This is a genomic window from Propionibacterium sp. oral taxon 192 str. F0372, assembly GCF_000413315.1.
GTDB lineage: Bacteria > Actinomycetota > Actinomycetes > Propionibacteriales > Propionibacteriaceae > Brooklawnia.
In genome coordinates, this window is sequence record NZ_KE340297.1 from 1,742,327 (window position 1) to 1,756,332 (window position 14,006).

13 protein-coding genes are annotated in these 14,006 nt (G+C 61.4%); 11 read left to right on the forward strand and 2 right to left on the reverse strand.

What is annotated here, in order from left to right; all coding sequences use genetic code 11:
* Positions 1–15 precede the first annotated feature (15 nt).
* The 5 genes from HMPREF1531_RS08180 to HMPREF1531_RS08200 are packed head-to-tail and all read left to right on the forward strand — an operon-like array spanning position 16 to position 4,502.
* Positions 16–1,197, forward strand: coding sequence for a cell division protein PerM (locus tag HMPREF1531_RS08180; RefSeq protein WP_036897567.1), 1,182 nt, complete (start codon positions 16–18; stop codon positions 1,195–1,197).
* 9 nt (positions 1,198–1,206) lie between these two features.
* Positions 1,207–1,779 carry a phosphoribosylglycinamide formyltransferase gene (gene purN, locus HMPREF1531_RS08185; protein ID WP_016669475.1) on the forward strand — a complete coding sequence of 191 codons (573 nt, stop codon included), beginning with the start codon at positions 1,207–1,209 and terminating at the stop codon, positions 1,777–1,779.
* Positions 1,772–3,331: a bifunctional phosphoribosylaminoimidazolecarboxamide formyltransferase/IMP cyclohydrolase gene (gene purH / locus HMPREF1531_RS08190; protein ID WP_016669476.1), complete on the forward strand. Its 1,560-nt coding sequence runs from the start codon at positions 1,772–1,774 to the stop codon at positions 3,329–3,331. The genes purN and purH overlap by 8 nt, the downstream gene beginning before the upstream one ends.
* Positions 3,332–3,340: 9 nt before the next feature.
* On the forward strand, positions 3,341–4,186 hold the full coding sequence (locus HMPREF1531_RS08195) for a bifunctional methylenetetrahydrofolate dehydrogenase/methenyltetrahydrofolate cyclohydrolase (protein ID WP_016669477.1): 846 nt from the start codon (positions 3,341–3,343) through the stop codon (positions 4,184–4,186).
* The gene (locus tag HMPREF1531_RS08200) at positions 4,179–4,502 is read left to right on the forward strand and encodes a DUF3017 domain-containing protein (protein WP_198011022.1); all 324 of its coding nucleotides are present in this window, start codon (positions 4,179–4,181) and stop codon (positions 4,500–4,502) included. The genes HMPREF1531_RS08195 and HMPREF1531_RS08200 overlap by 8 nt, the downstream gene beginning before the upstream one ends.
* Positions 4,503–4,628: 126 nt before the next feature.
* Here the strand turns inward: HMPREF1531_RS08200 and HMPREF1531_RS08205 are convergent, their stop codons facing one another.
* Complete coding sequence (locus HMPREF1531_RS08205) at positions 4,629–5,612, reverse strand: malate dehydrogenase (protein ID WP_016669479.1); 984 nt, start codon at positions 5,610–5,612, stop codon at positions 4,629–4,631.
* Between the two features lie 96 nt (positions 5,613–5,708).
* A complete protein-coding gene (gene purU / locus HMPREF1531_RS08210; RefSeq protein ID WP_016669480.1) occupies positions 5,709–6,551 on the reverse strand; it encodes a formyltetrahydrofolate deformylase in 843 nt (280 codons plus the stop codon).
* 150 nt (positions 6,552–6,701) lie between these two features.
* Here purU and HMPREF1531_RS08215 point away from each other — a divergent pair, with 150 nt between their 5' ends.
* The 6 genes from HMPREF1531_RS08215 to HMPREF1531_RS08240 all read left to right on the forward strand — a co-directional run bounded on the left by HMPREF1531_RS08215 (position 6,702) and on the right by HMPREF1531_RS08240 (position 13,890).
* Positions 6,702–7,919 (forward strand): NADP-dependent isocitrate dehydrogenase, encoded by a 1,218-nt coding sequence (locus HMPREF1531_RS08215; RefSeq protein ID WP_016669481.1) that lies wholly within the window; start codon positions 6,702–6,704, stop codon positions 7,917–7,919.
* Between the two features lie 985 nt (positions 7,920–8,904).
* Positions 8,905–9,339 (forward strand): DUF4265 domain-containing protein, encoded by a 435-nt coding sequence (locus HMPREF1531_RS08220; protein ID WP_016669482.1) that lies wholly within the window; start codon positions 8,905–8,907, stop codon positions 9,337–9,339.
* A 55-nt stretch (positions 9,340–9,394) separates the two neighbouring features.
* Complete coding sequence (locus HMPREF1531_RS08225; RefSeq protein WP_016669483.1) at positions 9,395–10,741, forward strand: hemolysin family protein; 1,347 nt, start codon at positions 9,395–9,397, stop codon at positions 10,739–10,741.
* A gap of 83 nt (positions 10,742–10,824) precedes the next feature.
* Positions 10,825–11,916 (forward strand): BMP family ABC transporter substrate-binding protein, encoded by a 1,092-nt coding sequence (locus HMPREF1531_RS08230; protein WP_016669484.1) that lies wholly within the window; start codon positions 10,825–10,827, stop codon positions 11,914–11,916.
* Between the two features lie 7 nt (positions 11,917–11,923).
* Positions 11,924–12,982 (forward strand): BMP family ABC transporter substrate-binding protein, encoded by a 1,059-nt coding sequence (locus tag HMPREF1531_RS08235; RefSeq protein ID WP_016669485.1) that lies wholly within the window; start codon positions 11,924–11,926, stop codon positions 12,980–12,982.
* Between the two features lie 14 nt (positions 12,983–12,996).
* Entirely contained in the window at positions 12,997–13,890 is an 894-nt protein-coding gene (locus HMPREF1531_RS08240) for a ribonuclease HI family protein (protein WP_016669486.1), read from the forward strand.
* Positions 13,891–14,006: the final 116 nt, after the last annotated feature.

Genomic DNA, 14,006 nt, shown 5'->3' on the forward strand with positions numbered 1-14,006 from the left:
CTTCCATGGATGCCCATGACTGTCCTCGCAGCGGTGGGGACGGCCGCGGCAACGTGGCTGCTGGTCGCCGGGTTCTGCGTCCTCGGCTGGTTCGCGGTCACCCCGGTGGATTTCCCTGCTGTTCTTGAGGTGGCCACTAGGGGATGGTTGCTGGCTCATGGAGCCTCAATCAACGTGGGTCCGGCGATTCTATCGACCACCCCGCTGGGCGCTACGGGAGTGGTGGTCGCCATGGGTCTGGGCGCCTGTCAGCTCGCGGCCAGGCATTCACATCCCCCTGAGCGAGACCAACGTCCAGTGCGGTGGTTGCGCAGCGGGCTTACCTTTTCCCTGACCTATGTGGTGATTCTGGTCGTCGTGCGCGCCGCTACTAGACCCGATGGGGTCGAATCGCGCCCGATGTTCGCCACCATCTGCATGCTCATACTGCTTGGATTGGGTGGCTTCGTGCGCCCTCTAGGCCTTCGCCCCGCACGCCCGAACCGCTGGGTGGAGCCGGTGCTGCGTGGGGTGATTGCTGCTTGGCTGTGGATGATCGCTGTGGGTGCTGTGGTGATGGTGACGGCTCTGTTAAGTGGCATGGATCGAGTCGTGACCATTCATGAATCATTGCAACCGGGGGTTCTCGGTGGGATCATGCTGCTCATCGCCCAGCTCATGTGGCTGCCGAATATGATTCTGTGGGCGGGGGCATGGGCCATCGGGGCGGGCGTCCAGATCGGCGTCGACACTGTCGTCTCTCCGGTCACCAGCCAAGTCGGGTTGTTGCCGGCTATCCCGGTGCTGGGAATTATTCCTGACACCATCGCCATGCCCGTCGGCCATGTCATCTGGCTCGCGTCGGGGCTCATCGCGGGCGGAATCGCCGCGACCTTGGTGCTGCGCGGCGTTGACGTGCACACCCGGGTGGACCTCTCGGCTCTGGTCGGGGCATCGTCCGGGGTCGTATCTGGCATCTTCTTTGCGGCAACCCAGCTGCTGGCCAATGGCGATCTCGGCATGGTGCGGCTGATCGACATAGGGGCGCGGATGGGGCCACTGCTCATTATGGCCCCCACCGCGATGGGTATCGGTGGACTCCTGGTGGGTGTCACCATGGGGATGCTGGGTCGAGGCAGGGGAGCCAGCGAGTTGCTCACCCCCACATCCGTGGTCGTCGACCGGCGCATCCAGCCCAGCGAGACCGCTGACGAGTAGGCTGGGTCTGTGAAACGCGTCGTCGTGCTCCTATCTGGAAGCGGAACCCTGGCGCAGTCCTTGATCACTGCGGGCCGTCTTCCCGATTCTGTCTTCCAAGTGGTCGCTGTCGGCTCCGACCTCCCGGATGCCCTTGGGCTGATGCGTGCGGCCGATGCCGGGATCGAGCATTTCGTCGTCGAGATGCTCCCGGACCGTAAGGCATGGAACATCGAGTTGGCTGAGGCCGTCGCACGGTACCAGCCTGATCTGGTCGTCTCTGCGGGTTTCATGAGGATCGTCGGTACAGACTTCCTCGATCTCTTCGGCGGCCGGTTCATCAATTCCCATCCGGCGCTGCTGCCCTCTTTCCCGGGAGCCCATGGGGTGCGTGATGCCTTGGCTGCCGGGGTGAAGGTCACGGGCACCACCATTTTCATGGTCGATTCTGGCGTCGACACAGGCCGTATCATCGCCCAGGAGCCGGTGCGCGTTCTTGATGAGGACACCGAGCAGACACTGCACGAGCGGATCAAGGTGGTCGAACGGGATTTGCTTGTGCAAGTCGTTACCCAACTGCTGAGCGAGGAGAATCATGGCTGAGTTGCATCCGATCCGTCGAGCCCTGGTTTCGGTGTACGACAAGTCGGGCCTTGAGGATCTCGGCCGGATGCTGGCCGATGCCGGGGTGGAGATCGTGTCCACCGGTTCGACGGCGATGTGCCTGGCCCGGGCTGGTGTGACGGTCACCCCGGTCGAGCAACTCACTGGTTTTCCCGAATGCCTCGATGGACGGGTCAAGACCTTGCATCCGCGCGTCCATGCCGGCATCCTCGCCGATCGGCGTCTGGAATCCCATCGCGCCCAGCTGGCAGAACTCGGCATCGAAGCCTTTGATCTCGTGGTGGTGAATCTCTACCCGTTTACCCAGACGGTCGCATCCGGGGCCACTCCCGCCGAATGCGTCGAACAGATCGATATTGGTGGACCCTCCATGGTGCGCGCCGCGGCGAAGAATCATCCCTCGGTTGCGGTTATCACATCTCCGGACCAGTACGCCTTGCTGGCTGATGCCCTGGTTGCGGGTGGTACCAGTCTGGAGGCCCGGCAGCATCTGGCGGCTCAGGCCTTCGCGCTCACTGCTTCCTATGACATCGCCGTGGCCTCCTGGGTGGGTTCGACATTGGCCGATACCTCCAAAGGAGACGGTTTTCCGGCTTGGATCGGCGGATCCTGGACCAAACAGGGCACCCTGCGTTATGGCGAGAACTCCCATCAGCCAGCAGCCTTGTACGCCTACGAGGCCGGCCCGGCCGGACTCACCCAGGCGACCCAGTTGCACGGCAAGGAGATGAGTTACAACAACTACACCGATGGCGACGCAGCCTATCGCGCGGCCCACGACTTCGACGGGCCGTGCGTGGCTGTCATCAAGCACACCAACCCCTGCGGCATTGCGACCGGTACTGACATTGCCGAGGCTCATCGCAAGGCCCACGCCTGCGACCCAGTGTCTGCTTTCGGTGGAGTGATCGCCACGAATCGTGAGGTGAGCGTCGAAATGGCCCGCCAAGTGGCCGAGATCTTCACCGAGGTGATCATCGCTCCGTCCTATGCCGAGGGCGCCATTGAGGTGCTGGAGGTCAAAAAGAACATCCGCATCCTGGTCGCGGCCCCCCATCAGCATCGCGCCCGTCAGCTGCATCCCATCTCGGGGGGTGCCTTGCTGCAGGCTCCGGATCGGATTGATGCCCCCGGTGATGACCCGGCCAATTGGCAACTGGTTGCGGGGCAACCAGCCGACGAAGCGACGATCGCTGATCTGGTATTCGCTTGGCGGGCCTGCCGGGCAGTGAAGTCGAATGCCATCTTGTTGGCCAGCAACCGCGCCTCGGTGGGGATCGGCATGGGACAGGTGAACCGCGTCGACTCCTGCAGGCTGGCCGTCGAGCGTGCGGGGGAGCGTGCAGTAGGTTCGGTGGCCGCATCGGATGCTTTTTTTCCCTTCTCTGACGGGCTCTCGATCCTCATCGAAGCCGGGGTGAAGGCCATTGTCCAACCGGGTGGATCGGTGCGTGATGAGGAGATCATTGATACGGCACGGGCTGCCGGGATCACCATGTACTTCACCGGAACCCGCCACTTCTTTCACTGAGGAGCACCGATGAGCGCCGAACGGATTGATGGGAAGGTCATCGCTGCTGCGGTGAAAAAGGAACTGGCTCTCAGGGTTGCTGCCCTGCGAGAACACGACATCGTGCCGGGGCTGGGCACGATCCTGGTGGGCGAGGATCCGGGCTCCCAGCTCTACGTCGCCGGCAAACACCGGGACTGCGCTGAGGTGGGCATCGCATCGATTCGTGTCGATCTTCCCGCCGATGCCTCGGCCCAGCAGGTCTCCGAGGCCATTGCCGCTCTCAACGAGAACCCGGCCTGCACCGGTTACATCGTCCAGCTGCCGCTTCCCGGACATCTCGACGACAATTGGGCCCTGGAGCAGATAGACCCGGCCAAAGACGCCGACGGGCTGGCCCCGGCCAACCTGGGACGACTGCTGCTGGGGCAGCAGGCACCGCTGCCGTGCACCCCGCGAGGGATCATTGAGTTGCTGCGATGTCACGACGTGCCCACCGATGGTGCCGAGATCTGCGTCGTGGGTCGCGGCACCACCGTCGGACGTCCCCTAGGGGTGCTGGCCACCCGCAAGGACGTGAATGCGACCGTGACGCTGTGCCACACCGGGACCAAGGATTTGGCTGCCCACACCCGGACCGCCGATGTTGTTATCGCAGCTGCCGGACGGGCCCACATGATCACCGCAGATATGGTGGCGCCCGGGGCGGTACTGGTGGATGTCGGTGTCACCCGCGTCGATGGCAAACCGACGGGCGATCTGGCCCCTGGTGTATGGGAGATCGCATCGAAGGTAACTCCCAACCCGGGTGGAGTCGGGCCGATGACCCGCGCGATGCTACTAGCCAATGTCGTCGATCTTGCCGAACGTGGCTAAAAAGCTTTCTCCAGCCCCCGAGCAACCAGTGCCGGTCTTCGGGCATGACGAAGATCTGCGGGTGAGTGCACTGGCGGTGGTGTTGGTGGCCTTTGCCGTGGGGTTGGTGCTGGTCTGGTTGCACCACTGGCGTCGTGGTTCGATGATGATGGGTGGTGCGATGGTACTGGCTGCGGGGCTGCGCATGTTGCTGCCCGAGCGAGTTGTTGGACTGCTGGTGGTTCGCTCTAGACTCTTCGACGTTCTCGTATCACTGACCGCCGGGGTGGCGATGATAGTGCTCGGGCTCGTGGTTCCCGGCGGGTTCTGGGGTTGAGATAGTCTGCAGATCGGCGGTCGTGACTGTTCGCTACCCCAGCCGGGACTAGGCGATTATGCGGGGCCGAGAATGGATGCTGGGCCGGGCTCGCAAGAGCCCGGCCCAGCATCGTCGAATGACAGATCAGATGAGACCCAGCTCGGTGACTGCTTTCTTCTCGTCGAGCAGTTCGGCGACGGAGGCATCAAGCTTGGCGCGGGAGAACGCGTCGAGTTCCAAGCCCTGGACGATCTCGTACTTGCCGTTCTTCACCACACAGGGGAAGGAGGAGATGACGCCCTCGGCGACCCCGTAGGAGCCGTCCGACGGAACAGCCATCGAGACCCAGTCGCCCTGGGGAGTGCCCAGGATCCAGTCGCGCATGTGCTCGACCGTGGCATTCGCGGCGGATGCAGCCGACGATGCACCACGGGCCTCGATGATCGCAGCACCGCGCTTGGCGACCTTGGGGATGAACTCGTCCTCGACCCATGCTTGATCGACCAGCTCACCGGCGGGCTTACCGGCTACCTCAGCGTGGAAGAGATCTGGGTACTGCGTGGAAGAGTGGTTGCCCCAGATGGTCATGTGCTTGACATCGCCGACACTGGCGCCGACCTTGGTGGCGAGCATCGCCTTGGCGCGGTTGTGGTCGAGCCGGGTTAGCGCGTTGAAGCGCTCGTTGGGGATGTCCGGAGCATTCGACATGGCGATCAGCGCATTGGTGTTGGCCGGGTTGCCAGTCACCAGTACGCGAACATCGTCGGCGGCCACCTCGTTGAGGGCTTTGCCCTGAGCAGTGAAGATGGCGCCGTTGGCGCTCAACAGATCACCGCGCTCCATCCCGGCCTTGCGAGGCATGGCTCCGACCAGCATGGCGGCGTTGACTCCCTCGAAGACCTTCTTCGGATCATCGCCAATGACGATGCTTGTCAGGTTCGGGAATGCGCAGTCATCGAGTTCCATGACCACGCCCTCCAAGGCCTTCAGGGCCGGGGTGATTTCGAGGAGCCGCAGCTCGATGGGACGCTCGCCGAGCAGTGCACCGCTGGCAATGCGGAAGAGCAGGGAGTAGCAAATCTGACCGGCTGCACCAGTGACAGCGATCTTGACCGGAGTTTCAGACACAGGAATCCTCTTCTCGACATTGGTTGATGAGTCCTATGGGTCCAAGGCTAGTCCAGTTCCATCCTCCGTGCGCCCCCGGGGTATCAAGTGACCGGGTCAGTTGAAGATCACGGTGCGTACCCCATCGAGGAAAATGCGGCGTTCGGCGAACAAACGCACCGCAGAAGTGAGGGTGTCGGACTCAAGTCCCTGACCGATGGAGGTGAGTTCGGTGACCGAGCGTGAGTGGTCGACTCGTTGCACGTTTTGTTCGATGATCGGGCCCTCGTCGAGATCCTTGGTGACGAAATGGGCCGTGGCCCCGATCAATTTTACTCCGCGCTCGTGGGCCTGACGGTAAGGGTTGGCTCCCTTGAACCCTGGGAGGAAGGAATGGTGGATGTTGATGATCCGCCCCGGGAAGTCGGCGCAAAACTGTGGGGTGAGAATCTGCATGTAGCGAGCGAGCACCACTACGTCGATGTCGTGCAGTTCGACCATGCGCCGCACCTCGGCCTCGAACCTCGCCTTGGTCTCGGGAGTCACCGGGTGGGAGACGAAGCCCACCTCATAGAACCGGGCCATCGGACGCAGCGTTTCGTGGTTCGACATGACCAGCGGAATGTCGATGGGGAGGTCTCCGGACCGCTTGTGGAACAACAGATCGTTGAGCGGTCCCCCGGCCTTGGAGACCAACACCAGGGCCCGTGTGCGACGATCCGATTCGACCAGATCCCAGATGGCATCGAAGCGGGAAACCACCTGGGACAGCAGGGAACTAAACGTTTTTCTGTCCGCCGAAACGTCGAGTTCGATGCGCATGAAGAACCGTCCGGTGTCCAAAGAAGTGAACTGCTGGAGCTCGGTGATGTTTCCCCCGGCGGCGACGATCACACCAGTCACGGCGTTGACGATGCCCGGAACGTCGGTGCAGGAGAAGGTTAGGATCAGGCGATGCACGCCGTCACACTAGCCGCACCATTCGTCGGGCTGGGTCTTCTCGCATGCGTGGACAATTAGTGTGTGCTTCCCAGACATGGTGGAGACAGGCAGGAGATGTGGCATCGTTGAACTGATATCGGCAGCGACTCAGCGGAGGAGGTCGGACCTGTGGGCAAGATCAAGGTGGTCGGCAAAGTCGTCGAGTTAGACGGCGACGAGATGACCAGGGTCATCTGGGAGTTCATCAGGCAGCGGCTCATCCTGCCCTACTTGGATGTCGACCTGGAGTACTACGATTTGGGCATCGTCAACCGCGACGCGACCGATGACCAGGTCACCGTCGATGCGGCCAATGCGATCAGAGTCCACGGAGTGGGTGTCAAATGCGCGACCATCACCCCTGACGAGGCTCGTGTCGCCGAGTTCGGGTTGAAACGGATGTGGCGCTCGCCCAATGGGACCATCCGCAACATTCTCGGTGGGGTGATCTTCCGTGAGCCCATCGTCATCTCCAACATCCCGCGGTTGGTGCCGGGTTGGACCAAGCCCATCGTTGTGGGTCGCCATGCGTTTGGTGACCAGTACCGGGCCACCGACATGAAGGTACCTGGTGCCGGGACCGTGACCCTCACCTATACCCCCGACGATGGTTCTGAACCGATGGAACTCGAAGTGGTGCGGATGCCCGAGAGCGGGGGCGTGGCCATGGGCATGTACAACTTCAACGAGTCGATCCGTGACTTCGCCCGGGCATCAATGGCCTACGGCCTGCAGCGCGGCTATCCGGTCTACCTGTCGACTAAGAACACGATCCTCAAGTCCTATGACGGTGTCTTCAAGGACACTTTCGCCGAGGTCTACGAGACCGAGTTCAAACAGCGTTTCGAGCAGGCGGGCATCACCTACGAGCACCGCCTCATCGACGACATGGTCGCCTCTGCCCTGAAATGGGAGGGCGGCTACGTGTGGGCCTGCAAGAACTACGACGGCGATGTCCAGTCCGACACCGTTGCCCAGGGCTTCGGATCACTCGGGTTGATGACCTCGGTCCTGATGACCCCCGACGGGCGCACCGTGGAGGCCGAGGCTGCCCACGGCACGGTGACCCGCCACTACCGCCAGCACCAGCAGGGCCGGGCGACCTCCACGAACCCGATCGCCTCGATTTTCGCTTGGACCGGGGGACTGCGCCATCGCGGCAAGCTGGATGCGACCCCCGAGGTGACCGGCTTCGCCGAGGCGCTGGAACGGGTCTGCATCTCGACCGTCGAATCTGGTCGGATGACCAAGGACCTGGCGCTGCTTGTCGGCGACGACCAACCCTGGTTGACCACCGAGGAGTTCCTGTCAGCCCTGGACGAGGAACTGGTCCGCACACTGGGGTGAGCCGGTCACGTCGGTCGCCGCTCGCGGGCGGTCGTGCACCGGAGCCAAGGGATTAGGCCTCGAGATGATCCTTCGGCTGTCTGCAGTAGAAAGCATGGCTGAGCCCCCCCCGAATATGAGAAACATACAAGATTGAACTTCTCTGAACCTTCATTCAAGTCTGTGTTTGACAACATGGCTGCCGTCGCTCATTGTTCACAACAGCTTGTTGAGACCATTTCGAAAGACACGCTGGAAAATGTTGAAGCGGATGTCATTTCTGATGATGGAAACATTTCTCGCGTAGTTAGAGATGCGCATTTCTAGGGTTTGCAATTTAGCAGGATGTATCTTAAATATGTCTCTGTGAGCGGCTTGAAGATGATTTGATGAAAATCATCAACAGAGGACTTGATTAATACACTGAAACAGTTTTGGAAGGTCTCTGAAAAGCGACTCCTGCCATGGAAGAAACTTCCATGGCTGTTGGGTTTGTCTGTTTTCGGTTGTAGTAGGCTTTTGAGGAACGACTGGATGCGATAAATTGTGAAGAGCCGGCAAAGCACCGAAAAAGCTTGCGGGAATCTTGGTGTTCAAGGTCCAACTCAAGATTGGAGGAAAATCGGGAACGTGCAGTAGGATTTCCGCATCCGGGACTGCGGTTCCTGTCTGTCCTGGATTCACCTCTACTCCGTGTCGAGAGGGAATTCCGAATACTCGAAAAGATAGGCCTTTCACTCCTAACTGGAAAAGGTGAGGTGATGTGGAGGGGTGCGCATGCGCAGCCAGATGGGTGCGCTAGGCGCACCGACTGTGATACGCCTGTCGTTAGAACGAAACAGAATCGCTGAGGTGAGCTGCTGCCGGATGACGAAGTGGCTGTCGATCAGGTTATGCCGAGATCAGAAGGAGGAAGTGGGAATCCCAGTAAAAGACAGTGTTTGTGTCTGGCTTGTAATCGTCAAAAGTTATAGTAGGGATACCTTTGAAAGGGTTGGATCGAACCATGCCTCATGTATGGATTGCGTTAGAACAGGATGCGGAGGGTTGGCCTCCGGTGACCGAGGAGGAGGTCCGCACCGAGGAGATCGGGGAGAACCTCCACCGGATCACATCAACTCCTGTCTTCGTACCGGGTGTCGCCGTGGGGGACGTGCTTGCCACCGAAACCCAACCGGACGCGAGCGTGTGGGCGGTGGCAGTGGCCGAGCAAGGCAACCACTGGTGCTCCCGGGTGGTTCCGCTCGGCGGGTTCGACCCGGAGCGGATTGTCGAGGTCTTCGACTCCATGGGGGCACGCACTAAGCTCACCCGGTACGGCATCGTGACACTGGACGTCGGTCCCGGTATCGATGCACGGCACGTGCTGGACGAACTTGAGGCGGGTCGAGCCGAAGGGGATTGGGACTTCGACCTGGGGGTCACTCCTGAGCTGGGGTGAGCTGCTCTGCCGGTTGTCGTTTGCGGGGGTGGGATTCGACGCCCGATAGGATGGCATGGTGAGTGACTTACTCGTCTCCGTCGGTGTCATCTTCTTGCTGTTCTTCGTCGGGGCGATCTTCTCCGCCGCGGAGATGTCCTTAGTGACCCTGCGTGATGCGCAGATATCCAAGCTCGCCGCCCGGGGCAAGCGCGGGCGTGCGATCACCGCGCTTACCTCCAATCCGAACCGTTTCCTGTCCTCGGTGCAGATCGGCGTCACCCTCGCAGGTTTTCTATCTTCGGCCTTCGGCTCGGATTCCCTCGCAGGAAAATACCTTGCCCCGTGGTTGGCCGCGCACGGCTTGTCCTCCGGACTGGCTTCTACCTTTGCGGTGATCCTCGTCACCGCGGCCATCTCCTTCTTCTCCATTGTGCTGTCTGAGCTGACGGCCAAGCGATTGGCCATGCAGCGACCTGAGGAATTTGCCATGGCCTTGGCGCCGGTCATCAACACCATCGCGAAGGCTGCTACCCCGCTGATCTGGATGCTTGACAAATCGACCAACATCGTGGTCCGTATCTTCGGAGGTGACCCGCAAGCGGGCAAGGATGAGGTCACCGAAGAAGAATTGCGCTCAATGGTTGCCAATGCCGATTCGCTTGGTGAGGAGGAGCGGCGCATCGTCGACGATGTCTTCGAGGCCGGTGATCGCAGCCTGCGGGAGGTGATGGTGCCACGTACCGAGGTCGACTTCCTGGCCGGTGATCTTCCAGTCCACCAGGCGATCCAGCTGGTGCGGGACAACCAGCGTTCCCGGTACCCGGTCACCGACGGAACCGCCGACCAGATCGCGGGCTTCCTCCACGTGCGCGATCTGATGGGCTTGGATGCATCCGAGCGACAGACCCCGGTACGGGACCTCGCTCGGCCGGTGTTCTCCCTGCCCGAGACCGTGAAGGTGATCAACGCGATGTCTCAGATGAGGCGAGCCGGTGCCCATCTGGCCATGGTCCGCGACGAGTACGGCGGTACCGCAGGCATCGTCACTCTCGAGGATCTCATCGAAGAATTGATCGGAGAGATCACCGACGAATTCGACATCGTGGAACCTTCCGACTTGGTGCACGAGGGGGCCTCCGACATCGAAGGCCTCACCTCCTTGGAGGATTTCGCGGAACGCACCGGCTTCCTCATCCCCGAAGGGCCTTATGACACTCTGGCCGGGTATTTCATGGCCGTCCTCGGCCGGGTGCCGGTACCTGACGATCGGATCGTTGTGGACTTGTTGCCGGTGGAGGTCGATGAGAACGGGGAGCAGCTGCCGGTGACGATGTCCATGCGGGTTTCCGAGATGGACGGGCGACGCATCTCCTGGGTTGACCTAGCGCGGGTCCCGGTGCTGGCGGCCACTGTTGAATGAAACTCTGCATCGCGCCCGGCGCGGCACTCCTTGGATGCGGACCCCACGGGTAAGGTCACCTCTGATTGACCCAAGGAGGAACCATGCGTCGACCCATCATCGCCCTGTCGGCGGTTGCCCTGCTTGCTGGATGCGCCAGCGCACCCGGCGGGGGACAAACATCATCGACCGGCACCACCGTTGGGGCAAGCCAATCTTCCTCGGCGAAGGCCACCCCGACTGTATCTGGTGCTGACTACAAGGCTTGCTTGATCGCTGAATCCGCCGGGCTGGAAGATACTGGGGTCAATCAGGCGGTTAAAGCCGGGCTTGACAAGGCAAGCAAGAACACCGGCATCAGCGTCGAGACTGCCGTCGCCAGCGATGAAGGTTCCTACGCATCAACCGTGGAGGAACAGGCGGGCAAGGGCTGCCAGCTGGTCACGGTCATCGGACACGGTGATGCCGCCATCGCGGCCGCCACCGCGCATTCCGATGTCAATTTCCTGGTCGTGGGGGCCCAGCCCACTACTGCCCTGCCCAATCTCAAGGGCCTGATCTTCGACGCCAGTGGTGCCGCATTCCTTGCTGGTTATCTGGCTGCAGCCCAGTCCGCCTCCGGCACAGTGGCCACTTTCGGGGGCAGCCAGGATCCCGATACCGTCACGGCGATGGACGGTTTCGTTGGGGGAGTGGCGCACCACAACCAGGTCAAGGGGACCAGTGTGAAGGCTCTTGGCTGGGATTCCACCACCCAGCAGGGCTCCATCCTGCCGGGCAACGACGCCGCAGCAGCCCGCACCGTCACCGAGGAATTTGTTTCCCAGGGTGCTGATATCGTCTACCCAGTGGCTGGGCAGGCAAGTACCGGTGCCCTGGAAGTGGCTCAGAAATCCGGAGGGAAGCTCGCGGTCATCTGGGACGGCTTCGATGGCTGTGAGACCACCAATGCTTGCCCGGTGATCTTGACCTCCGTGGTCGACAACATCACCGATGTGGTGGCGGATTTGGTAACCAAGGCCACCACCGGAACCTTCGAATCGGCGACCACTACCGCCACCATGGAGAGTGGAGGGGTTGTCCTGGCCCCCTACCACGACTTCGATTCCAAGGTTTCCCAGGAAACCAAAGAAGAGATCGAGAAACTGCGCGCCGGTGTGCAAGCCAACCCCCAGCGTCCCTCGGCAGCTGGATAGGAGCACGATGAATAAGCCATTGACCCTTGGACCTCTGCTGGTACTGGTGCTGGCGGCCTGCGCAACTCCGCCCACGACCACCACCCGGGAGACTTCTGCGGCTCCTGCCGAAAAGACTTCGGTAACGGCCTGCTTGGTCGCTGACCCGGCGAACGCCTCGGTCAACGCTGAGATAACTACCGGTCTGGAGAAGGCCGCCAAGGAACTCGGCGCAACGATGCATGTCAACCAGATTGCCGCCGTCGACGACTACGTGGCAGCCCTTCAAGGTGCGGTCGACCAAGGATGCACCGTGGTGCTGGCCACTGGGTCATCCTCTGCCGATCCGGTGATGGCCGCGGCCAAGACGAATCCATCTGTCGGTTTCGCGCTGGTCGACACCCTGCCCAACGTTGACGCGAGTAATCCGCTGCCCTCCAATCTGCGCCCGGTGCTGTTCAACACCAACGAATCTTCCTTCCTCGCCGGTTATGCTGCGGCAGCCAGTTCTGCGAAGGGAACCGTTGGAGTGTTCGGTGCAATCCGGGTACCCGCCGTCACCATCTACTTGGATGGTTTTGTCCAAGGTGTAGAGCATTACAACCAGGCGAAGGGCAAGTCGGTAAAGGTCAACGGCTGGGACCGTGAACGGCTGGCCGGAACCTTCGTCGCATCGACCACCGATCCGTGGAATGATCCCCCTGCCGGTGCCAAGGCTGCAGCTTCCCTGGATGCCGATGTGGTCATGGCCGTCGCCAGGGACTCTGGAACCGGCGCGCTGGAGAATGCCAAGTCTGATGGCACGAAAGTGATTTGGTCCGATGTCGACGGATGCCAGACCAACGCGGATGCCTGCGAGCAGATCCTCGGGTCGGTCATCAAGGATCGTGCTGCGGCAGTCTTCGAATTTGTCTCGGCGGCCTCACAGAACCGTTCCGCATCCGGGGTCTTCGTCGGCAATGTTCGAAATGGTGGCACTCGGCTGGTGGGGCTCTCCGATGACGCGCTGACGGCCGAAATCGAGGATCTTTCCGCGCAGATCGCCGATGGACGGATCCGCGTGACCTCCGATTCCGCAGTCAACTGAGTGGCGGAACGGTCATGATTACCGCATCGGTTGATGGATCGGCGCTGTCGAATCCCGGGCCCGCAGGGTGGGCCTGGTACATTGACGAGGACCGTTGGGATGCTGACGGCTGGGAACACGGCACCAACAACATGGGAGAACTCCAAGCCATCATCGAAGTGCTCGCAGCGACCCCGCCAGACGAGGAATTGCACATCCTGTGTGATTCCACATATGTCATCAACTCAGTCACCAAGTGGATGCCAGGTTGGAAACGCAAGGGGTGGAAGAAGGCTGACGGACAGCCGGTGCTCAACCAGGACCAGCTCAAGACGATTGATGAGGCTCTGCAAGGGCGCAAGGTCACTTTCGAATGGGTGAAAGGCCACGCTGGACACCAGATGAACGAGGCGGCCGACGAGCGCGCCCGCAATGCCGCCAGCGCCTATCAGCGGGGCACAGTTCCTCCCCGTGGCCCCGGATATCGCCCGGGCAAGGTGGACCCTGCGCCAGTGGCGGACCGGGGAGGAGACGACCTGTTCTCGGCGGGGGCCGACGAGCCGTCGCTGCCTCGCAAGCCCGCCGGTGCGGACCCGGACATCATGACGACCATCTCCCAGGAGAAGGAACTTCTCTCTGACAAAGTACGTTGTGATGTCTCCCGGGTGCGGACTTTGCTGCACGCTGACTTCACCGAGTTCAGTTCATCGGGACAGATCTGGACTAGGTCCCGGTTGCTGGCCGAGATCAAGCCATTGCCACTGCGGATCGGTTTCGAACCGATCCGTGCCCAGAGACTCTCTGATGACCTGATCCTGTTGCTGTGGCGGGCCACCACCCCAACGCATTCCTGGCTGCGATCATCGCTGTGGCGGCGGGGGGACGGGCGCTGGCAGCTACTGTTCTGTCAGGGCACCCAAGCTTCTTGATCCCTTTCTTTCTGCGGGCACGATCGCTGGCTGCCTATCTCCAAGAACGACTCGGTCACGCTGGCGGGACAAAAGGGAACAATCACGGACGATTCGAGGCCCAGGGATACCACCGA